Source organism: Spiroplasma endosymbiont of Nephrotoma flavescens, from assembly GCF_964030835.1.
Taxonomy (GTDB): domain Bacteria; phylum Bacillota_I; class Bacilli_A; order Mycoplasmatales; family Nriv7; genus Nriv7.
On record NZ_OZ034982.1, the window covers coordinates 60,147 to 82,214 of the forward strand.

31 protein-coding genes are annotated in these 22,068 nt (G+C 25.3%); 4 read left to right on the forward strand and 27 right to left on the reverse strand.

Annotation, left to right across the window (positions count from 1 at the left end; all coding sequences use genetic code 4):
- Window positions 1-140 precede the first annotated feature (140 nt).
- Window positions 141-1,085, forward strand: coding sequence for an IS30 family transposase (locus AAHN02_RS00360; RefSeq protein ID WP_342277776.1), 945 nt, complete (start codon window positions 141-143; stop codon window positions 1,083-1,085).
- Here AAHN02_RS00360 and AAHN02_RS00365 read toward each other — a convergent pair.
- The 12 genes from AAHN02_RS00365 to AAHN02_RS00420 form a co-directional block, all read right to left on the reverse strand.
- Window positions 1,082-1,894, reverse strand: a complete 813-nt coding sequence (locus AAHN02_RS00365) for a hypothetical protein (RefSeq protein WP_342277777.1) — start codon at window positions 1,892-1,894, stop codon at window positions 1,082-1,084. The two genes, AAHN02_RS00360 and AAHN02_RS00365, sit on opposite strands and share 4 nt — an antisense overlap.
- 24 nt (window positions 1,895-1,918) lie before the next feature.
- Window positions 1,919-2,164, reverse strand: coding sequence for a hypothetical protein (locus tag AAHN02_RS00370; RefSeq protein ID WP_342189776.1), 246 nt, complete (start codon window positions 2,162-2,164; stop codon window positions 1,919-1,921).
- Window positions 2,165-2,329: 165 nt separating this feature from the next.
- Window positions 2,330-2,560, reverse strand: coding sequence for a hypothetical protein (locus tag AAHN02_RS00375; protein ID WP_342277384.1), 231 nt, complete (start codon window positions 2,558-2,560; stop codon window positions 2,330-2,332).
- 3 nt (window positions 2,561-2,563) lie between these two features.
- Window positions 2,564-2,725, reverse strand: a complete 162-nt coding sequence (locus AAHN02_RS00380; protein WP_342277385.1) for a hypothetical protein — start codon at window positions 2,723-2,725, stop codon at window positions 2,564-2,566.
- Window positions 2,725-2,853, reverse strand: coding sequence for a hypothetical protein (locus AAHN02_RS00385; RefSeq protein ID WP_342277778.1), 129 nt, complete (start codon window positions 2,851-2,853; stop codon window positions 2,725-2,727). The genes AAHN02_RS00380 and AAHN02_RS00385 overlap by 1 nt, the downstream gene beginning before the upstream one ends.
- A gap of 19 nt (window positions 2,854-2,872) precedes the next feature.
- On the reverse strand, window positions 2,873-3,817 hold the full coding sequence (locus AAHN02_RS00390; RefSeq protein ID WP_342277647.1) for an IS30 family transposase: 945 nt from the start codon (window positions 3,815-3,817) through the stop codon (window positions 2,873-2,875).
- A gap of 212 nt (window positions 3,818-4,029) precedes the next feature.
- Entirely contained in the window at window positions 4,030-4,356 is a 327-nt protein-coding gene (locus AAHN02_RS00395) for a hypothetical protein (RefSeq protein WP_342277779.1), read from the reverse strand.
- Window positions 4,357-4,996: 640 nt separating this feature from the next.
- Window positions 4,997-5,596, reverse strand: coding sequence for a transcription termination/antitermination protein NusG (nusG, locus tag AAHN02_RS00400; protein ID WP_342277780.1), 600 nt, complete (start codon window positions 5,594-5,596; stop codon window positions 4,997-4,999).
- A gap of 16 nt (window positions 5,597-5,612) precedes the next feature.
- Window positions 5,613-5,978 (reverse strand): hypothetical protein, encoded by a 366-nt coding sequence (locus AAHN02_RS00405; protein WP_342262855.1) that lies wholly within the window; start codon window positions 5,976-5,978, stop codon window positions 5,613-5,615.
- Window positions 5,979-6,002: 24 nt separating this feature from the next.
- Complete coding sequence (gene rpmG, locus AAHN02_RS00410; RefSeq protein WP_215826970.1) at window positions 6,003-6,152, reverse strand: 50S ribosomal protein L33; 150 nt, start codon at window positions 6,150-6,152, stop codon at window positions 6,003-6,005.
- 276 nt (window positions 6,153-6,428) lie between these two features.
- Window positions 6,429-6,590 (reverse strand): hypothetical protein, encoded by a 162-nt coding sequence (locus AAHN02_RS00415; protein WP_342277781.1) that lies wholly within the window; start codon window positions 6,588-6,590, stop codon window positions 6,429-6,431.
- Window positions 6,591-7,535: an IS30 family transposase gene (locus AAHN02_RS00420; protein WP_342277782.1), complete on the reverse strand. Its 945-nt coding sequence runs from the start codon at window positions 7,533-7,535 to the stop codon at window positions 6,591-6,593. It abuts the gene before it with no gap.
- Window positions 7,536-7,593: 58 nt separating this feature from the next.
- On the opposite strand from AAHN02_RS00420, the gene AAHN02_RS00425 reads away from it, so the two are divergent.
- The gene (locus tag AAHN02_RS00425; RefSeq protein WP_342277783.1) at window positions 7,594-7,728 is read left to right on the forward strand and encodes a hypothetical protein; all 135 of its coding nucleotides are present in this window, start codon (window positions 7,594-7,596) and stop codon (window positions 7,726-7,728) included.
- A 426-nt stretch (window positions 7,729-8,154) separates the two neighbouring features.
- Entirely contained in the window at window positions 8,155-11,535 is a 3,381-nt protein-coding gene (locus AAHN02_RS00430; protein ID WP_342278172.1) for an ankyrin repeat domain-containing protein, read from the forward strand.
- 289 nt (window positions 11,536-11,824) lie between these two features.
- Here AAHN02_RS00430 and AAHN02_RS00435 read toward each other — a convergent pair whose 3' ends face one another.
- The 15 genes from AAHN02_RS00435 to cysS all read right to left on the reverse strand — a co-directional run bounded on the left by AAHN02_RS00435 (window position 11,825) and on the right by cysS (window position 21,593).
- Window positions 11,825-12,067: a hypothetical protein gene (locus AAHN02_RS00435; protein WP_342277784.1), complete on the reverse strand. Its 243-nt coding sequence runs from the start codon at window positions 12,065-12,067 to the stop codon at window positions 11,825-11,827.
- 418 nt (window positions 12,068-12,485) lie between these two features.
- Window positions 12,486-14,339 carry a hypothetical protein gene (locus AAHN02_RS00440; protein ID WP_342277785.1) on the reverse strand — a complete coding sequence of 618 codons (1,854 nt, stop codon included), beginning with the start codon at window positions 14,337-14,339 and terminating at the stop codon, window positions 12,486-12,488.
- A gap of 271 nt (window positions 14,340-14,610) precedes the next feature.
- Window positions 14,611-15,003, reverse strand: a complete 393-nt coding sequence (locus tag AAHN02_RS00445; protein WP_342277786.1) for a hypothetical protein — start codon at window positions 15,001-15,003, stop codon at window positions 14,611-14,613.
- 21 nt (window positions 15,004-15,024) lie between these two features.
- Window positions 15,025-15,273, reverse strand: coding sequence for a hypothetical protein (locus tag AAHN02_RS00450; RefSeq protein ID WP_338967070.1), 249 nt, complete (start codon window positions 15,271-15,273; stop codon window positions 15,025-15,027).
- A gap of 2 nt (window positions 15,274-15,275) precedes the next feature.
- A complete protein-coding gene (locus AAHN02_RS00455) occupies window positions 15,276-15,560 on the reverse strand; it encodes a hypothetical protein (protein WP_215826817.1) in 285 nt (94 codons plus the stop codon).
- A 3-nt stretch (window positions 15,561-15,563) separates the two neighbouring features.
- Window positions 15,564-16,550, reverse strand: coding sequence for a hypothetical protein (locus tag AAHN02_RS00460; RefSeq protein ID WP_342277787.1), 987 nt, complete (start codon window positions 16,548-16,550; stop codon window positions 15,564-15,566).
- A 24-nt stretch (window positions 16,551-16,574) separates the two neighbouring features.
- Entirely contained in the window at window positions 16,575-16,811 is a 237-nt protein-coding gene (locus AAHN02_RS00465; RefSeq protein ID WP_338967064.1) for a hypothetical protein, read from the reverse strand.
- Between the two features lie 165 nt (window positions 16,812-16,976).
- Window positions 16,977-17,207 carry a hypothetical protein gene (locus tag AAHN02_RS00470; RefSeq protein ID WP_342277788.1) on the reverse strand — a complete coding sequence of 77 codons (231 nt, stop codon included), beginning with the start codon at window positions 17,205-17,207 and terminating at the stop codon, window positions 16,977-16,979.
- A 3-nt stretch (window positions 17,208-17,210) separates the two neighbouring features.
- Complete coding sequence (locus AAHN02_RS00475) at window positions 17,211-17,372, reverse strand: hypothetical protein (protein WP_342277345.1); 162 nt, start codon at window positions 17,370-17,372, stop codon at window positions 17,211-17,213.
- On the reverse strand, window positions 17,372-17,593 hold the full coding sequence (locus AAHN02_RS00480) for a hypothetical protein (protein ID WP_342277789.1): 222 nt from the start codon (window positions 17,591-17,593) through the stop codon (window positions 17,372-17,374). Before AAHN02_RS00480 ends, AAHN02_RS00475 begins: the two co-directional genes overlap by 1 nt.
- A gap of 2 nt (window positions 17,594-17,595) precedes the next feature.
- A complete protein-coding gene (locus tag AAHN02_RS00485) occupies window positions 17,596-17,922 on the reverse strand; it encodes a hypothetical protein (protein WP_342277790.1) in 327 nt (108 codons plus the stop codon).
- 560 nt (window positions 17,923-18,482) lie between these two features.
- Complete coding sequence (locus tag AAHN02_RS00490; RefSeq protein WP_338968204.1) at window positions 18,483-18,935, reverse strand: methylated-DNA--[protein]-cysteine S-methyltransferase; 453 nt, start codon at window positions 18,933-18,935, stop codon at window positions 18,483-18,485.
- 15 nt (window positions 18,936-18,950) lie between these two features.
- Window positions 18,951-19,505, reverse strand: a complete 555-nt coding sequence (locus AAHN02_RS00495; protein WP_342277791.1) for a sigma factor-like helix-turn-helix DNA-binding protein — start codon at window positions 19,503-19,505, stop codon at window positions 18,951-18,953.
- Between the two features lie 9 nt (window positions 19,506-19,514).
- Entirely contained in the window at window positions 19,515-20,234 is a 720-nt protein-coding gene (rlmB, locus tag AAHN02_RS00500) for a 23S rRNA (guanosine(2251)-2'-O)-methyltransferase RlmB (protein ID WP_338968211.1), read from the reverse strand.
- 42 nt (window positions 20,235-20,276) lie between these two features.
- Window positions 20,277-21,593: a cysteine--tRNA ligase gene (gene cysS / locus AAHN02_RS00505; protein ID WP_342277792.1), complete on the reverse strand. Its 1,317-nt coding sequence runs from the start codon at window positions 21,591-21,593 to the stop codon at window positions 20,277-20,279.
- A gap of 65 nt (window positions 21,594-21,658) precedes the next feature.
- On the opposite strand from cysS, the gene AAHN02_RS00510 reads away from it, so the two are divergent.
- A complete protein-coding gene (locus AAHN02_RS00510; RefSeq protein WP_338968216.1) occupies window positions 21,659-22,051 on the forward strand; it encodes a hypothetical protein in 393 nt (130 codons plus the stop codon).
- The last annotated feature ends 17 nt before the right edge of the window (window positions 22,052-22,068 follow it).

The window sequence follows — 22,068 nt, forward strand, 5'->3', positions numbered from 1 at the left end:
AATTATTAATATTATTAAATTTTCACTAATATGCTGAATTATACTTGTAAGTGCAAGTAAATAAAATTGCAAAAGATTTCATATAAAAATTTCATGATGCTAAGTTTATTTTAGAAAAAGTAAATTTAAGGAGTTTTTATATGGGATACAAACATCTTGGCATAGATGAAAGAATTTATATTGAGAATCAATTGAAATTTAAAGTAAAAATTAGTGAAATAGCTAAAAATCTTAATCGAAGTATTAGTACTATTAATCGAGAAGTTAATAGAAATAAAGATAATAATCATTATTTTTCATTAATTGCACAAAATAAAGCAGAAAATAGAAAACAATTACATGTTTATTTTCATAAATTTAAAAATAGAGAATTAGTAAAATATGTACAACAAAAATTATTATTAGGTTGATCGCCTGAACAAATTTATGGCAGAATTAAAAATTTTCATCAAGAATGAATTATTAGGTTTAAAACAATTTACAATTGAATTTATTCTGGATTACTTAAAAAGGTTACTAGTAAAAATTTAAGAAGAAAAGGTAAGAAACGAAAATCTCAAGAAAATCGGGGTAAATTTAATGGTAAATCCATTAAAGAACGAAATGTTAATAATCGCATAACTCTTGGCCATTGAGAAGGTGATACTGTAGTATCATCACGAGGTAAAAGTAAATCATGTTTAATAACTTTAGTTGAAAGAACATCAAGATTTACTTTAGCAATATTAGTTGAAAATAGAACTACTAAAGTTATTAACAAAAATATTAGTCATTATTTATCAATTCTTCCAAATAATCTTGTTAAGACTATAACATTTGATAGGGGTAAAGAATTTGCTAATTGACAACAACTTGAAAAAAATTTAAATGTGAAAATTTATTTTGCTGATGCATATTCACCTTGACAAAGAGGTACTAATGAAAATACTAATGGTTTAATTAGAGAAAAATTTCCTAAAAAATTTAATTTTTCAAACACTACTAAAAATGCAGTTCATAAATTTATATTGTCTTTAAACCAAAAACCAAGAAAAATACTAAATTATTTTTCGCCAATCGAATATTTGGTTAGAAAAATAATTTAGTTGCACTTAACTTTACAATTTGGCTTAAAAAAATAAATATCAAGTTCAGGAATATCACGATATTTAATGCGGTGACCTTTTTTGCTATTTTTAGCATCAATTAAGGTGTTTCGTCAGCGTTCATATTCTTCAATGCTCGTAAAGGTACCATAGATGACTTTTAAGTAGGGGCGAAAAATATTAACAGGTTTTTTACGAATACCCACAATCACATTATTGGCAATATCACGAACTTTAACTCAAATATGTTTATCTCTTTGACCACTAGCGAGAACAATATGGCCAAAATGTCGTGCCAGAGCAAAATATTCTTGGATACCTGTTTCTTCGTTTTTGGTATTATTTTTTTCTCAATCAGTTCCTTCTAAAAATAAGTTGGTTTCATCTCACAAAAGTAAGGTTTTGTCTGGCAATACTGGATAATCAAAGTCTAATAATCCCATATGCCCTAAACTTAATTTTTGGGTTTCTAGTAATGGAAAGGTTGAGGCGATGTGATATTTCTTCTTTTTTAATAATTTTGATGCGTACACTAGAAAAGCCGTTTTGCCAGTTCCTAATGAACCAATCACAATATTTAATGGTGAATTTTTTAAGAAATTAATAACTTTGTTAATTTGTGTTAAATTACTGATTTTAAAAATGAAAATTAAAATACAACCTGCTAAAAATAAATAGCTTACAATGTTTTTAAAATAACCGTTGTAAATGTATCAAATTGCTCCTCAATGTCATAAAATTAAAAATGAGGTGCGATTTAATTCAATAAAATGGTTATTTTTTTCTATTATTCATTTGCAAAATTTCATCTTGCACTTCACTTTATTTTTTTATTAGCGTACTGCTCCAAGTAATTTTTCAAACATTTTAAAGCAAATAAAGAATATTGCCAAAATAAATGGAAAAATGAATATTCAGTAGTCAGCAAAGAAGTTACCGACTTGTGGCATATTAACAGCAATAATTTCTCACATTTTAGTAAACGCTGTTATAATTGCATTTCACAATTTAGTCATCGCATCACTAGCTGTTATTTTTTCTACTGTTGCTGGTGCGTCGGCTAAGAAAGTTCCAAACATATAATCACCCCCTTTCTTTTTAAAACATTCATCATTTATATTCAAAGTTTTTCTTAAATTTGTTAAAACCACGGTTAACCTTAACACGATTGTATTTTTTCCTAATTAATTTTGAATTTCTTTGGGAATGCATCACAATGTAAATTCTTGACATTAATTTTGCTTCTATCTAAATACTGATATAGTTTTTCAAAGTAGCATTAGAATAAATCACATCATAATCGCCGTTAGTAACCAAAAGGCAATGTTTGTTATTAAAAGTCAAAGTGGTTTTTCCGTTAAATTAATTTCTTCGCCACTAGTAATATGAGCCGGAATAGTTGTAATTTGAATAAATAAATCTCAGAAAGTTTGTTTAATTTGTTCTCAATTAAATTCTTTTAAATTTACTGTCATTTTTTATCTCCCAAAAATTATTTTTATTGGTAAATACATAATTGAAATTAATGCGAAAAGAAAAGTAATGATAATAATTAATCCGGCAATAAATGCAACTTGTGCAGGCATTTTTTCTATCGGAACAAACAGTTTTAAGAATTCCATAATAATTTCTCAAAACATTATTTTTTATTCTCATTAATTTCTTTTGAATTAGGAGCTTTAACTCATTCTTCAAAGCGAGCAATAAATACTTTTTTGTCTTTTGTAAAATTACCAGTATTATTTTTAATGGCATTTTTATATGCCAAATTGTAAAGTTAAGTGCAACTAAATTATTTTTCTAACCAAATATTCGATTGGCGAAAGATAATTTAGTATTTTTCTTGGTCTTTGGTTTAAAGACAATATAAATTTATGAACTGCATTTTTAGTAGTGTTTGAAAAATTAAATTTTTTAGGAAATTTTTCTCTAATTAAACCATTAGTATTTTCATTAGTACCTCTTTGTCAAGGTGAATATGCATCAGCAAAATAAATTTTCACATTTAAATTTTTTTCAAGTTGTTGTCAATTAGCAAATTCTTTACCCCTATCAAATGTTATAGTCTTAACAAGATTATTTGGAAGAATTGATAAATAATGACTAATATTTTTGTTAATAACTTTAGTAGTTCTATTTTCAACTAATATTGCTAAAGTAAATCTTGATGTTCTTTCAACTAAAGTTATTAAACATGATTTACTTTTACCTCGTGATGATACTACAGTATCACCTTCTCAATGGCCAAGAGTTATGCGATTATTAATATTTCGTTCTTTAATGGATTTACCATTAAATTTACCCCGATTTTCTTGAGATTTTCGTTTCTTACCTTTTCTTCTTAAATTTTTACTAGTAACCTTTTCAAGTAATCCAGAATAAATTCAATTGTAAATTGTTTTAAAACTAATAATTCATTCTTGATGAAAATTTTTAATTCTGCCATAAATTTGTTCAGGCGATCAACCTAATAATAATTTTTGTTGTACATATTTTACTAATTCTCTATTTTTAAATTTATGAAAATAAACATGTAATTGTTTTCTATTTTCTGCTTTATTTTGTGCAATTAATGAAAAATAATGATTATTATCTTTATTTCTATTAACTTCTCGATTAATAGTACTAATACTTCGATTAAGATTTTTAGCTATTTCACTAATTTTTACTTTAAATTTCAATTGATTCTCAATATAAATTCTTTCATCTATGCCAAGATGTTTGTATCCCATATAAAAACTCCTTAAATTTACTTTTTCTAAAATAAACTTAGCATCATGAAATTTTTATATGAAATCTTTTGCAATTTTATTTACTTGCACTTACAAGTATAATTCAGCATATTTAATTCTAATTTTTATTTTGGCATAAATTTTATAAGCAAAATATGCCAATAGCATGATGTTGATAATAATAAATATTAATCCAATCGCAATATTCATTTTTAAACTCCTTTAAAATAGTTATAATTTATATCTTTTTTGTTGTTTTCTTTTTCGGCAATGAAGAAGCTTAATAATTCTTGTCCCTTAATTAATTTGGTTTCATTTTCTTTTTGATTAATTGAAATTATTTGATATTTACTATCTTTTATTATTCCAATACAAATTGAATTTTTGTATTTTCCTTTATAAACAAATCTTTTTGGAAACCAAATGCCGATTTGTTCATTAAATCAGGGAATTTTAGGTGCTTTAATAAACATTGCATTTTGTGTTTCTTTTAAGAGATATTTTTTAGTATTTAAGAAAATGTTTTCAATGTTTTTCATAATAAATTACCTTTCTTATAAATAAACTAAGTTATATTAACTAAGTTGTTAGTTAACTTAGTTTTTTAAACACTTATATATCGCAGATTTAAGTGTTTAACAAGCTTTGTTAGTAAATTTTGTTTTTTAATTAGATAAATATTTTAATAATTTTAAACTTAGCATACCCCTATATAGAAATTTCTACACTTTAATATCCGCATCCTACCCTTGGAACTAATTTAATAGCGTGTATATTTTTAGGAAATCCACCCATTCATTTTTTTATTGCAAAACGAAACAAATTGCTATAGCTAATAGGGTGCTATCTATTAACTGGTAAAACTTCTTTTGGTTATGGCGACCCCCCACAATTTATCGTGTCTTAATACATACCAACATCATTAATTCACTTGTATTTAATTTTCAAAGAACAAATTTTTAACACCTTATAAAATAAAAAGACAATCATTGCTGACTGTCTTAATACTTATTCAAATCTTTACCTACCTAACAAAACTTTATGCGTCCTAAGTAGTATTTAGTAATACCTTTGATTAATTACATTGTATCAAATATTTGCCAAGAAACACTATAATTTTTTAAATTTAAAATAAAAAAAGTAGTTAGTATTTTAAATACTAACTACTTACTTACAAAACTAATTAACTTTCTCACAATAACTAAATTCAGCTTCCACAGGAACATATCTTCCCCCAAAAACTTCAATATTAATTGTTGCTACGCCTTTACTATAATCCATACCAATAACTTCACCTTCTTTATTCTCAAAAGCTCCTGATAATATTTTAACTAGGTCTCCTTCTTTAAAATCAGCAACAAATACTTGTTGAACTTTTTTACTACTAATATTACTTTTTTCTTCACTGCGTCTTAACATATCTCTAGCTTCAGTACGCGATAATGGAAACGGTTTGGATCAATTTCCACTAGACCCAATAAACCCAGTAACACCAGGAGTATTTCTAACAATAAATCAAGCATCATCATTCATAATCATATTAACAAACAAATAACCCGGATATGGATTTTTGCCAATCATTGATTTTGTTTTTTTTGACATTTCTTGCTGTTTCACAATCCGCATATCAAAAATAAAGTCTTTCATATTTAAAGTTTCAACTCGTTGTAATAAATCTTCTTTAACTTTTTCTTCATGACCACTATAGCAATTAATTGTATATCACTTACCTAATAAATCACTAGAATCCTTTTCTTGTTTAATATCTTCTTTTATCATCTTTTTCTACTCCTTATTAAATAACTAAAATTTTACTAACTTCTAAAATTAATTGTAATAATGTTTGAACAATTGCAAAGAAAATTGCAAAGAAAGTAATAAATCCAACAGTTAATCAAAATTTTTTATTTAACTGCAAACTTTTTGCTCAACGAACACGACGCATTTCTCTAGTCATTAATAATGGTAAATCCAGTAAAGATTTTTTAAATCTCTGACCACGATTTCCATTTATTTTTGAATCTAAAATACTTTTTTTAATAATCGCCTCTTTAGTTTGTGAACTAACTTTTCTTTGTCCTAAAATCGGTTTAGTTTTTTTAACTTTTAATGCCTTATGTTCCGATTTTACCTTTTTTACTTTGTGCTTTTCTTTAGCCATCAATATTTATTTCCTCTCTAAATATTATCTTGTTTCCTTATGAATTGTATGTTGATTACAGTGCTTACAAAACTTTTTTAAAGATAATCTAACAGTTTGATTAGAACTATTAGTAAAAGTATTATAGTTTCTTGACAGACATTGATCGCAAACTAAAATAATTTTTTGTTGCATTATCTTTCTCCCTTTTATCCATATACATTATATAATAACAAAAATATGCTGTCAAATAACAATTATATTAGGGTCGCGTTTAGTTTTCTTAGGTATTGCTTTGAAGAAGTAAAACAATCAGCTAATTATATTATTTAATTACTAAACTAACCCTGCCTTCCCTTATTATTGTCATTTTTATTCATTACCATTTTATCATATTATTGAATTTTTACACAATAAAAATTATTAATATTATTAAATTTTCACTAATATATATTAATTTTATATTTTTACTTACTTAAATCTATTATATTTATTTGTTACAGCATTACCTTTATAATTAATTCAACTATCATCATTTTTATTATTATATTTATTTCATAATGAATTTTTATATATTTCTTTTCTGATTTCTATTTCTGAATTAATATTGCCAAATTGTAAAGTTAAGTGCAACTAAATTATTTTTCTAACCAAATATTCGATTGGCGAAAGATAATTTAGTATTTTTCTTGGTCTTTGGTTTAAAGACAATATAAATTTATGAACTGCATTTTTAGTAGTGTTTGAAAAATTAAATTTTTTAGGAAATTTTTCTCTAATTAAACCATTAGTATTTTCATTAGTACCTCTTTGTCAAGGTGAATATGCATCAGCAAAATAAATTTTCACATTTAAATTTTTTTCAAGTTGTTGTCAATTAGCAAATTCTTTACCCCTATCAAATGTTATAGTCTTAACAAGATTATTTGGAAGAATTGATAAATAATGACTAATATTTTTGTTAATAACTTTAGTAGTTCTATTTTCAACTAATATTGCTAAAGTAAATCTTGATGTTCTTTCAACTAAAGTTATTAAACATGATTTACTTTTACCTCGTGATGATACTACAGTATCACCTTCTCAATGGCCAAGAGTTATGCGATTATTAACATTTCGTTCTTTAATGGATTTACCATTAAATTTACCCCGATTTTCTTGAGATTTTCGTTTCTTACCTTTTCTTCTTAAATTTTTACTAGTAACCTTTTCAAGTAATCCAGAATAAATTCAATTGTAAATTGTTTTAAAACTAATAATTCATTCTTGATGAAAATTTTTAATTCTGCCATAAATTTGTTCAGGCGATCAACCTAATAATAATTTTTGTTGTACATATTTTACTAATTCTCTATTTTTAAATTTATGAAAATAAACATGTAATTGTTTTCTATTTTCTGCTTTATTTTGTGCAATTAATGAAAAATAATGATTATTATCTTTATTTCTATTAACTTCTCGATTAATAGTACTAATACTTCGATTAAGATTTTTAGCTATTTCACTAATTTTTAATTTAAATTTCAATTGATTCTCAATATAAATTCTTTCATCTATGCCAAGATGTTTGTATCCCATATAAAAACTCCTTAAATTTACTTTTTCTAAAATAAACTTAGCATCATGAAATTTTTATATGAAATCTTTTGCAATTTTATTTACTTGCACTTACAAGTATAATTCAGCAAAAATATTTCAAAAGATATCCAAAATATTATTAATTCTAAAAAAGATGATAAAATTAAATGAAAAGATTATTCTGAACAATTAATAGGTGGATGAAAAAAATCTAGTGAATATTTTGATGATAATAGGAAAAAAAATTTGATGAAATAAATTTTTTAATTGTTATCAGTGATTTTTATAATAAAAAACAAAAAGAACTGGATCACATTTTTAAAAACTATTTAACATTATTAGATCAAGAAATTGAAAAAGAACTTGATAAAAAATTTGATCAAGAAATTGAAAAAGAACTTGATAAAAAAATGACAAATATGAATTTTATAAAACTTCAATTAAAGAATCGATTAAAAATGTTTTTAATACAAATAAAATTACAAAAATTATTAACAAAAAAATTGAAAAATTAAAAAAACCGTTTAATTTTCCAATATTATATTTTAATAATTTCAAATATATAGATTTACTAGATGTATTAACTATTAAAAATCAATTAGATATTATTGAAATATTAATTTATAAAAACAAAGAAAAACCATATTTTAATAATCAAAATTATTCAAAATCTTTATTTTGAGCAATAGTTAATAGTAATTTAAAAATTATTAAATTATTGCTTGATAATGGTGCTGACATCAACGCAAAAGATGACGAAGGCTTAACACCTTTACATTTAGCAACAATTTTTGATTATATTGATGTTTTTAAACTTTTGTTTTACAAATCCCAAGAATTTTACAAAAATAAGCCTGAAGAATTTAAAAAAATTATCAACACAAAAGATAATGAGGGAGTTAGTATTTTGCATATAGCGGCATGACATGGTAATACAGAAATTATTAAATTATTGCTTGATAATGGTAGTGACATCAACGCAAAAGATAATAAAATGCGCACTCCTTTACACGTTGCTATGTTTAATAATCAAATAAGAGCTGCAAAATTTTTGATTGATAATGGTGCCGACATCAACGCAAAAGATAATAACGAAAAAATATCTAGTTTATTTATTGCATTAAATATTAAAGCAATAACAAATAACTGCTTAAATATTTCAAAAAAAATATTAGAAAAAAATTTTAATTTTAATGAAAAAGATAATTGTGGAAATAATATTTTACATATATGTGCAAAGAAAGGAAATACAAAATTATTTAAACAATTTATTGGTTTTGTTAATATAAACGAAAAAAATTTTTATTTTGAAACTGCGTTACATATGGCGGTAAATAATAATAACATAGAAATTGTTAAATTATTGCTTGATAATGGAGCAGATGTTAATGCAAAGGATGTTGAAGAAAACACCCCTTTACATATCGCATCAGAAAAAGGATACACAAAAGTTGTTAACCAATTATTGACAAACAAAAAAAGTAAAAATAAAATTAATATTAATGAAAAAGATAATGATTGAAACACCCCTTTACATATGGCGGCAAATAATAATAAAATAGGAATTGTTAAATTATTGCTTGATAATGGAGCAGATGTTAATGCAAAGGATGTTCTTGGCATAATTCCTTTATGTGATGCAGTAAATAACAATAACATAGCAATTATTAAATTACTATTTAAAAAAGAAAATGATATAAATATTAACAATAATAAAAATAAAAACACTTTATATGATTCAATTTTAAATTGACCAAATTTTAATAAACAAGAAGAAAATAAAATTAACCTTTTTTTAAAAAAATATATTGAATTAAATAATAAAATAAATTTATATAGTAATTTTTTAAAAAACGCACAAGATGAAAAACAAAAAACAGAAAACAATAACAATTTAAAAAAATTTCAAGATAGATTAAAAGAATTATTAATAATTAAATTATCAGATGTCATTACAAAAAATGAGTTAAGAAAAATATCAGATAATAGTCCACAAACAATTTTAAATTGTGTTAGAGAATTAAATTCTAACTTAGATATTGATCAAGTTAAAGTACAAGAAAATAGCATTACTGATACGACTGCAATTATTAAATCAACTGATCATAATGTTTATAATGGTGATTCAATGAAAGTAACATTTATCATTGATAAACGAGAAGACAGTAAAGGTTCAACTCAAAACTATTTTACTAATTTTAATAATGATGATGATAGTGTTTGTGAAATAAATAGAAATAATTATGTAACAAAGCAAGATTCTAGTGGTGATAATTCCGGTGGCGGTACTCCAAGAGTGTCTGTTGGCGAACGCCCGAGAATGAGTGGCGCGCAACAACAAAATCCTAAACAAAGACAACAAACTAATCTTTATGATGTGTCAGCAGATGGAAGTTGTTTGTTTTGGTCGGTAGCAACATCTTACTTATTGCCAATCCGAAATAACAATGAAGAATTTAGAAACCGATTTATTCAATTATTTGGTGAATTACAATTAAGTTATTTATCATATGTTCAAACTTTATTCCAACAATTTGATTTAGAAAATCATAGTTCTACACAAATTTTATATCAAGATGCTACAATAAATAGATTAGTAAGAGTTGTTTTTCGTAATCGTGTTGTTGATTATATTGAATCAAATTTAGATATAATTTTAAATCCACTAAGTAGATTAACATTTTCAATTATTATTCAAGAAAATAATGATATTGATATTAACTATTTAGAAAGAATGAGACAACAATCAACATGAGGTGGTACGCCAGAAATAATAGCAATGAGTAATATTTTAAATTCTAACATTAGTGTAAATAATGACGGATCTTATCAACCAATTAATCCAAATTCAAGTAATACCATAAATCTATCTTATGTAAATAGAAACCATTATAATTTTGCTTTGACACCAGAAGAAAATCGAACAAATCAATCTATTGCTATTAATGACAATCAGGGAAATATCCCGGTAGTTGATACAACAAAAAGACCAGATAATTTACCACCAACAACCCCATTACAAAAAGATGAATATCATTTTGTAGATAAAAAAACAGAAGAAAAAAGTTTAAAAAATGATGAAAATTTAGAAATTAACTTAATTAAAAACAATAATAAAATTAAAATCAAGCAAAATGTACCTGTAGTAAATAAACCAATAAACAAAAATATTATCAACGCACAAATAACAGCTACCAAGGCAATAAATCAATACAACGCTCTTTCAAAAGAAGAAAAATTAAAAAAATTAAATGAAATTAATCGTTATTATCAAACATTATCTGAAAATGATAAAAAAACTTTTAAAGAAAAATTAACAAATACTGGATTAGCAGCTTTAAGTGGGGGTGCATTAACAGCTTATGGAACAAAAATGACTGTTAGTAGTACTGCTGCTACTGGTGTCACAAATGCAGAAGCAATGGAAATGACCCCACTCTTATCAACAAGTACAACAGAAAGTTTAGCCGCCGCGGAAACAATTACTGTTGCTGAAACAGCAGCGGTTGAAGGTGGAATTATAGCAGGGGAAACCGGTACTGCTGCCGCTCTGGCTCCAGAAACCCTAGGATTATCCGTAGTAATTGGAGGATTAGCAATTGCAGGAACATGAATGTATTTTGCTTTTCATCATCATTCAACATCTGATATTGCGTTGCCAGCTTCAATTCATCATAATGTTTATGATAACATTGAAAAATGATATAAATTTCTCGCCCATGATAAATTAAAAATTAAAATTAACAAAAACACATGAAATGAAATTAAACAAAATAAAAATTCACAAGCAACCATTACTAAAATTATTAAAAATAAATTTATTATAAATGACCATTCTGGCTGAGGCGGGAGTGTCACAAATGAAGATTTCAATACTCTCGTAAAAGTAATGCTGCTTCATTTTGAACAAATAAATGGTTATTTTGAAATATTAGATAATGAAAATGATGGTTTTGTCATTATAACCAACACTGAAGGCGATTGACTAGGAATAGAATAAAATTTAACATTATTAATTAAAAAATTAAAATATTTCTTATATGTGTTGTGCATAAATAACCCGACTTCAAATTTTAATTTTAATATATTTGTTAATTATCTAATTTAAATTAAGATTAAAAATATTTTTACTAAAGCAGTATTTAAGTTTAAATACTGCTTTTCTATTTTGACAAAATAAAAAAAAGAAAAAATTGTTTGGTTGTTTAAGGGCGCGGTTATTTGTCACCATAGAATATCACCTTAGAAAGGTAGTATTTTAACAGTTTTTAAATTTAGTTATTAAAGGTTTAACCTTCAATTTTTGTTATTAGTTGTGTCCAAGTAGGATTTTTTAATATTGTTACTTTTAGATTAACGATTTCCTTTTTTTGAATATTACCGTTATCAATTTCTTCATACTTGATATTAAAGTTGAGTTTTGTAAGTTCATCAAGGATATTTTCATTTTTTGCATGGTAATTATCTATTATGCTATGTATTGTCTCTTCCTTAATTGGAGATATTGTATCAATTTTTATTCAGTTTGGCATATTTATTGGTCATTGTTGTGTATGTATATATAAATCTCATTTTATATCAGTAGTAGGTTTTTTTTCATCTATTTTTTACTAAGTAAACAAATCCTTTTTTTAAGTTTAATTCGTATGATTCATTCTCAATTTGTAATATTGGTTCATTTGTTTTTTTAGAACAGCCAACTATTGGTAATATTGTTAATGTCGAAAGAGTTATTATATTTAAAATTTTCATTATTTTAATTCCTTTATTACTTTATTTTTTCAATAGACTTGGTACATAACTATAACATTTTGTGCCTACTAGATTATAAAATTCATTTTCATCTTTGTATTTATCTAATATTTCTGCCTCACCGAGAAGATAATATTATCAAAATAGTAGATAAAATTAAAGGTTATGTACCAAGTCTAATATATATATATATATATATTACACGAAAATCCTTAATATCATTAGAAAAATGGCAAAACCGATTAAAAATTGAAAGGTATAGTAAAAAGCTGGTACTGTTTTAAAAACTGGAAAAATCGCGGTTGAAAAGTTAACTGTTGCTTTTGCAATAATTGCTAACGGGCGTAAAATTGTAATGATTCGTGATGTTGTCAGCATTCAGTTTATCATTTTGATACCAGCATTTTGAATGGCACATCCAATATCATTAAAAGTTGGTATTCATCGTCCAGAATATTTACAATTTGCTGGTGGAATTAAATCGTCTCATTCACTGTTATTTGAACCATCAGGGATAAAGGCTGTTGAATTTAAGACATTAAAGTCATAAATTTTAAAATTGTAGTTAGAGATATTATCTTTGTGATAAAGTGGAAAGGTTAAAGTAAAAATATTAATACCATAACGAATATCAATATCGGTATTTAGGTAATTGATGCTGTTAGCAGTCTTGCTGGTTGGCAAGGTAATTAGTTTATTATCATAGGATTTTAAGACATTAAAATCAATTTGGTAGATACTATTATTGTTTTTAAAGGCATCATAATTCTCTTGATGCGTTTTTTTGTCAAAAGTAAAGAAATAACTTCTTAGTAATAATTCTGAGTTTCCTATAATATTTACTAAGTATTTTTTGGGATAAAAGGTAATTAATGAACGGTAAAAGAAACCGATTTGAATAAAATAATCCTTCTTATAATTTTCTACACCCTTAAAATCAATTTCGGTGTAAGTTTTTTCGTCCATATCAAAAGTAGCATAAAATAAACTGGCAAAGAAGTTACCAAGGATTTCATAGATTTCGTCAAAAACATTTTTGTAATCGCTGTTGTTAATACTAGGAATGTTATTTTTAAAATATAGGTAAATGTCATTTTTTAATTCAGGGTCGTATCTCAAAAAACTAAATTTAACATTAAGATAATTTAAGGTACCAAAAAGGTACTTAATTAGGTAATAATCGTTAGTATTTGCCGTATCATATTTTCATATTTCACTTTCACCATGTAATAATTGTAAATAGTTATTACCTGCGATTAAGGTTTTATTAAAAGCTTTAATTTTTAAAACATTCTTATTAATTTCATTCTCACTACTAGAAGTCTTATGATGAAAATAGCTTTCATCTTTAAAACCATGGTTTTTAATGATAAATTCTTTGTAATAACCTTTTTCTAAGGTGTTAATGAAATTAAATATTGGCGTTCAATAGAGATAAGAGTAATTAAATTTATCAAAATCACCACGATGAATCATTAAGTAATCAAGATTATCAACAACATCGTTATAGTTATGGTTGCCATCAAATTTGGTGGTTTTTTCTGGTAAATCAATATCAGTTGATGGTCTTATTTGACCTTCAATTTTTGTTATTAGTTGTGTTCAAGTAGGATTTCTTAATATTGTTACTTTTAGATTAAAGATTTCCTTTTTTTGAATATTACCGTTCTCAATTTCTTCATACTTGATATTAAAGTTGAGTTTTGTAAGTTCATCAAGGATATTTTCATTTTTTGCATGGTAATTATCTATTATGCTATGTATTGTCTCTTCCTTAATTGGAGATATTGTATCAATTTTTATTCAGTTTGGCATATTTATTGGTCATTGTTGTGTATGTATATATAAATCTCATTTTATATCAGTAGTAGGTTTTTTTCATCTATTTTTTACTAAGTAAACAAATCCTTTTTTTAAGTTTAATTCATAAGTTTCTTTGCTTTCTCTTTTATTTCTAATTAGTGATTGTACTGTTGTTTTGTCATTGTTAATGTTTTGGGGAATGGTAAAAATGTTATTGAAACCAATAATTAACACGGTAAATATTTTCATAAACATTTTTATCACTCCTTTTTAAAGTATTTTATTTTTCATTGTTCTTTTGGTTTTGATTTTTTTAATAAGTCACTCAATGCTACAGTTTATAACTACTGCTATTGTAATGCATATATCTAAATACCCTAGTATCATAAGTGAAATTAATACTTCAAATTTTTCATATAATAATTTCAAATCATTAATTTCCAATTTTAAAAATGGAATGAAAAAGATAGTAATCATAAAAATGTAAGGTAAAATTCTCCATCAATATTTTTTTAAAGAATTAATGAGCTTGTGTGATTTCATTTTTTAAGGCTCTTTTTGCTTTAATTTTTTGAATAATAAAGCGGATTAATTTTTCAAATTTAATTGCAAAATATATTGCTCCGCCTCATCAAAAAACAAATATTCCTGCTAGCATAATACCACTATTGAACTTGCCGAAGAAATCAACCATTTCTTTATTCATAAAATCATTAAACTCATCACTTGTTCCAGTTATTCATTTAGTATCGATTGCTGTTAATGCACAAATCAATAAGCTTATAAAAATGAAAATGATACTTAATACTATTTTTAACCACTGCTTTTTAAAAGAATTTTTAATTCTTAATTTTAATGGCATTTTTTCTTTTGAATTATCTTTTTTAAATAATTTTACTAAAAGTTTTTTCATTTTAATTCTCCTTTCATATTTTTATCGTCCTTTAATCACAATAAATAAAGCAATAAGTACACAAGTGACACCAAGAATGGTAAAGATTGGATGTTGCGAAAATGTCCGGGCCATTGGTTTAAATAGTTCTAAAATTGTTAAATTGCTAGTAATAAATTTTTGGAAATTGGTAAGACCTTCGCTAATGTAGTTCGTTAAAGTTTCAAAATGACTACCAGCTAAAAGTCCAAGAACAGTTATTAAGATAAAAATAATAATTAATTTAAACATTTTTAGTTACCTTGTTTTGTTTTTATTGGTTTTATTTGTTTTTTAGCTTTTCCTCACGCACTTAAACGCCCCTTATTTTTAACAGCATATTGGCGTTGTTTTTCTAAATTAACTTGTTGACTACCAAATCCAAGAATAATTGCCATAAGAAATTCTACAGCAAGCGTTAAGAACAAAGGAAATATTAGTTGAATTTTTGTTCCCGGCACTTCAAGACTTCAAATTAAATCAAAAACTTTATAAAGCATTTGGGCAAGAAAGTCGGCCATTTTTGCGAGATTTTCCATTTTTTATTGTTCCTTTTCTTTCATTTTTCTTAAAAATTTGCTAAATTTATCCATTTTTAAGTATTCTAAGTCTTCTAAATCAATTGCCGTATCAGTATAGTGTTTATCTTCATAGTCAGGATTTACTTTTGAATTTAAGTAATCTCTTAAAAATGCTAGGTAAAAAGAATTGTAAGTGTTAAGTAATGGTAAAGGAATTTTTAGTTTAAAAAAATAAATATCAAGTTCAGGAATATCACGGTATTTAATGCGACGCCCTTTTTTACTATTTTTAGCATCAATTAAGGTGTTTTGTCAGCGTTCATATTCTTCAATGCTAGTAAAGGTGCCATAGATGACTTTTAAGTAGGGGCGAAAAATATTAACAGGTTTTTTGCGAATGCCCACAATCACATTATTAGCAATATCACGAACTTTAACTCAAATATGTTTATCTCTTTGACCGCTAGCTAACACAATATGACCAAAATGGCGTGCCAGAGCGAAATATTCTTGGATACCGGTCTCCTCGTTTTTGGTATTATTTTTTTCTCAATCAGTACCTTCTAAAAATAAGTTGGTTTCATCTCATAAAAGTAAGGTTTTGTCTGGCAATACCGGATAATCAAAATCTAATAATCCCATATGTCCTAAACTTAATTTTTGGGTTTCTAGTAATGGAAAGGTTGATGCGATGTGATATTTCTTCTTTTTTAGTAATTTTGATGCATATACTAGAAAAGCAGTTTTTCCAGTTCCTAATGAACCAATCACAATATTTAATGGTGAATTTTTTAAGAAATTAATAACTTTGTTAATTTGTGTTAAATTACCGATTTTAAAAAGAAAAATTAAAATACAACCTGCTAAAAATAAATAGCTTACAATGTTTTTAAAATAACCGTTGTAAATATATCAAATTGCTCCGCAATGTCATAAAATTAAAAATGAGGTGCGATTCAATTCAATAAAATGGTTATTTTTTTCTATTATTCATTTGCAAAATTTCATCTTGCACCTCACTTTATTTTTTTATTAGCGGACTGCGCCAAGTAATTTTTCAAACATTTTAAAGCAAATAAAGAATATTGCCAAAATAAATGGAAAAATGAAGATTCAGTAGTCAGCAAAGAAGTTACCGACTTGCGGCATATTAACGGCAATAATTTCTCACATTTTAGTAAACGCTGTTATAATTGCATTTCACAATTTAGTCATCGCATCGCTAGCTGTTATTTTTGCTGGTGCATCGGCCAAGAAAGTTCCAATCATATAATCACCCCCTTTCTTTTTAAAACATTCATTATTTATATTCAAAATTTTTCTTAAACTTATTAAAACCATGGTTAACCTTAAAACGATTGTATTTTTTCCTAATTAATTTTGAATTTCTTTGGGAATGCATTGCAATGTAACTTCTTGACATTAATTCTGTTTCTATCTAAATAATGATATGGTTTTTCAAAGTAGCATTAGAATAAATCACACCATAACTGCTGTCAAGAATCAAAAAGCAATGTTTGCTATTAAAAGTCAAAGTGTTTCTTGGGTTAAATTAATTTCTTCGCCACCAGTAATATGAGCTGGAATAGTTGTAATTTGAATAAATAAATCTCAGAAAGTTTGTTTAATTTGTTCTCAATTAAATTCTTTTAAGTTTATTGTCATTTTTTATCTCCCAAAAATCATTTTTATTGGTAAATACATAATTGAAATTAAGGCGAAAAGAAAAGTAATGATAATAATTAATCCGGCAATAAACGCAACTTGTGCAGGCATTTTTTCTATCGGAATAAACAGTTCTAAGAATTCCATGATAATTTTTCAAAACATTATTTTTTATCCGCGTTATTGTCTTTTGAATTAGGAGCTTTAACTCATTCTTCAAAGCGAGCAATAAATACTTTTTCGTCTTTTGTAAAATTACCAGTATTACTTTTAATGGCATTTTTATATTTAATTCGCATTTTTATTTTGGCATAAATTTTATAAGCAAAATATGCCAATAGCATGATGCTGATAATAATAAATATTAGTCCAATCGCAATATTCATTTTTAAACTCCTTTAAAATAGTTATAATTTATATCTTTTTTGTTGTTTTCTTTTTCGGCAATGAAGAAGCTTAATAATTCTTGTCCTTTAATTAACTTGGTTTCATTTTCTTTTTTATTAATTGAAATTATTTGATATTTACTATCTTTTATTATTCCGATGCAAATAGAATTTTCATATTTCCCTTTATAAACAAATCGTTTTGGAAACCAAATACCGATTTGTTCATTAAATCACGGAATTTTTGGCGCTTTAATAAACATTGCGTTTTGCGTTTCTTTTAAGAGATATTTTTTAGTATTTAAGAAAATGTTTTCAATGTTTTTCATAATAAATTACCTTTCTTATAGATAAACTAAGTTATATTAACTAAGTTAGTTAACTTAGTTTTTTAAACACTTATATATCGCAGATTTAACTGTTTAACAAGCTTTGTTAATAAATTTTGTTTTTTTATTAGATAAAGATTTTAATAATTTTAAACTTAACATACCCCTATAATAGAAATTTCTACACTTTAACATCCGCATCCTACCCTTGGAACTAATTTAATAGCGTGTATATTTTTAGGAAATCCACCCATTCATTTTTTTATTGCAAAATGAAACAAATTGCTATAGCTAATAGGGTGTTATCTATTAACTGGTAAACTTCTTTTGGTTATGGCGACCACCCACAATTTATCGTGCTTTAATACATACCAACATTATTAATTCACTTGTATTTAATTTTCAAAGAACAAATTTTTAACACCTTATAAAATAAAAAGACAATCATTGCTGACTGCCTTAATACTTATTCAAATATTTACCTACCTAACAAAACTTTATGCGCCCTTATATTAGGGTGGTGTAAAGTTATTAGCGATATATTCTTAAACAAACAACACTTATATCACACCTTCTCATGCTAACAATGCTAATTTAATTTCTACCCCATAAAGATAATTAATCCGCTTACTATTTTTATTAATAACCCGATGACACGGAATACTAATTGCTAACGGATTTCTTTTTAATGCCGACCCCACTGCTCGGACTGCTAATGGATGATTAATCATTTTAGCAATGTCACTATAAGTTCTTGTCTCACCATAAGGGATTTGCTTTGTTGCTTCTAATACCTTTTGACTAAACTTAGTTGTATTTAACATATAATCAAACGAAAATGCTTTTCTTTGTTTAATAAAATATTCAGCAATTTCTTGTAAACATTGTTTTATTTCTTTTGATAATGATGAAAACAAAGGACAAGCTAAAATAAAACTAATATTAGTAATTTTATTATTTTGACTAGTAACCATTACTAATCCCACCGGACTTTGATAATATCCTTGTTTCATATTTTTAACCTTGCCTTACATACAATCACGATTTTTTTGTAATTTAACTTTTGCTCGTTGATAAGCATTATCAACACTTTTATAACTAATATTTAATTTATGAGATATTTCTTCATTAGAATAATCTTGTGACTTTAATAAAATAACTTCATTTTCTAATTTAGTTAAAAATGACAAACCATAATTAATCCATTTAGGTTCAGCTACTAAATATGATTGTTCAACCGTTGTTCTCTCATATTGCGTATCATAACTAATGGCATAATTCATTACAGCATGCTTCTTATTAATGTATTTTCTAATATATTGTAATAAATCTCATTTTAATCTTTGTTGCATATAATTAGAAAAACTTTTATTTGCTGTCTCCCGATAAGTTTTCATACTGTTATAAAATGAAAAATATTGTAAAGAACTAAAATCACTTAACTCTAGAGGAATTGCTGAAAATTTTCGAAAAGTTATAAAAGTAATTTTTTCAATTAAATTAAAATATTTTTTTCATAAAAATATAAACACTGGTTGTTGATAGGCAATTTGGTATTGATATATTAATTCATTATCTTCCATTTAAACTCCTTAATTATTTTGATTATTCCGAACTTGATATAATAGCAAAGCACTAGCAACAGCAACATTTAAAGAATTAATATGACCTTGCATGGGTACTTTAACAATATAATCAGAATTATTTAAAAGTTTCTGACTAACACCTTTACCCTCATTACCAACAATTAAAGCAATCGGTTTTTTATAGTCAACATTATAATAATTAATTTCGGTATTTAAAGCACTAGCAACAATCCAAAAACCATTTTCTTTTAATGTCGTTAAAGTATTACTAAGATTAGTTACTTTCACAACCGGCACATAGTTAATCGCACCAACAGAAGTTTTTGCAACCGTAGCATTTAATTCTACTTGTCTTTGCTTCAAAATAATAACCGCATCAACATTAACTGCATCACAACTTCGCAAAATTGCTCCAAAATTTCTTGGATCTTCAATTTGATCTAAAATTAAAATTAAAGGGTATTTCTTAGTTTTTATTTTTTGTAAAACTCCTTCTAAAGAAGAATACACATATTCCTTAATTAAACAGACAATTCCTTGATGTTTTGAATGTTTAACTAATAATAATAATTGTTCTTTATTACTAATAACATAAGAAATATTCGCCTGCTTTAATTGTTCAATAATAACTTTTTCTTGTGGTAAAATAAAAACTTTTTCAATTCGTTGACGGTCATCAGCTAACAATTGTTTTAAAGGATTTTTACCATAAATATAATTTGCCATTTTTGTTACTCCTTAATAAAGAAAATTATTTTTGAACATATTTTATAAAATATTTTTCGCTTGTAATTGTTCTCTAATTTTATCTGCTAAATTATATTTTTTTTGTTTACGCGCATTTTGTCAAGATAATAATAATTGTTTCACATCATCATCAAACGAAACTAATGAAAATTGTAAACCTAAAAGAAATAAACATTGTTGCAGGGTATTAAACAATGGCAAAATTGCTCGCAATTTTCCTTTTAAAATATTATTAATTTCCTTAATAATTTGTTCAATTATTACTCAAGCATTAGCAAAGTTAAGGTTATCTTGTAAATAATTTACCACTTGCATCACAAGTTGTTCATTTTTTTCATTAGTATTAACCTCGCCATTTAAAAATGCGATTACTAAACTTTCTTTTAATATTTGATGAATTTTTGCAACTTTTTCTTTTCCTTGCATAATAAAATTTTTAGTAATATTTAATGGTTTAGAATAATGGGTTAGCGTTAATAAATATCGTAAAACATTAGCATCATAATGGTGCAAAAATTCTTTAACAACAATAGTATTTTTAAGAGATTTTGACATTTTGACATCATCATAAAATAGATGACCATTATGAAGTCATATTTTAACAGGTTCTTGCTTATTTAATGCCAACAATTGAATTCTTTCATTTTCATGATGAGGAAATATTAAATCAATACCGCCACCGTGAATATTAATCGGGTGTTTAAAATATTTATTAATAAATAACGCACATTCAGTATGTCACCCCGGTCTGCCTTCACTTCAAGGCGAAGTTCATTTTTGTCCCTGATCGGTTTTTTTCCATAAAACAAAATCATTAACATAATTTTTATTACTATCAATTGCAACTCTAATTCCTACTTGCAAATCCTTTAAATTTTTCTTTGATAATTGTCCATAAGATTGAAAATATTTTTCTATTGCTAAATAAACATTACCATTCTTAACATAAGCATCTTCAATTTTAACTAACCGTTCAATAAATTTAATAATATCAGCAATATTATCACTTACTTTGACAAATAAATTTGGTTCATAAACATTTAACTGTTTTAAAACCTCAAAATAACTTTTAGTATACTTTTCTGTTAATTCCTTTTCCGTTATTTTTTCTAAATGAGCTTGATGAATAATTTTATCATCAATATCAGTAATATTTTGCACATAAAAAACTTTCTGTTTAGTAACCATAAATAATCGCTGCAAGATATCAAAAATAACAATTGGTCGCATATTCCCAATATGAATATCACCATAAACTGTCGGCCCACAAACATACATTGTAACTATCAAGTCATTGATTTTAATTTTTTGTTGTTGTTTACTATCTCATATTTGCATTAAATTCACCTATATAATCTAAAAAATATTATAACATACTTAAAATATTATGGTAAGATTACCATATGAAAAAACATGTTTGAAGTATAATAACGATAGCTTTTATCGGTTTGACAGCACAAATTATGGGATTTTTATGACTATATTGACAAAAAACTAATTTTCAAAAAATAAGTAACATATATTTTTTAATTGCTATTAGCCTTTTAACAATAAAAATAATTTTCTATTTAATATTTAAAGTAAACAAATCTCGTTTACATCACAAAACACAAACGGTTAATTTAGTATTAACTGACCAAGAAATTGCTAAAGATTATCTTGGTTATCACCATAATGAAGACAAATACGAAAAATATTTACAACAAGTAAAAAAACTATTAAATCTAACTTTCTTTATTGCGATACTAAATTTAGCATTTGCAATTAGTATTAGTATTATATTTAGTACCATTTAAAAAGTGAGGTTGAATAA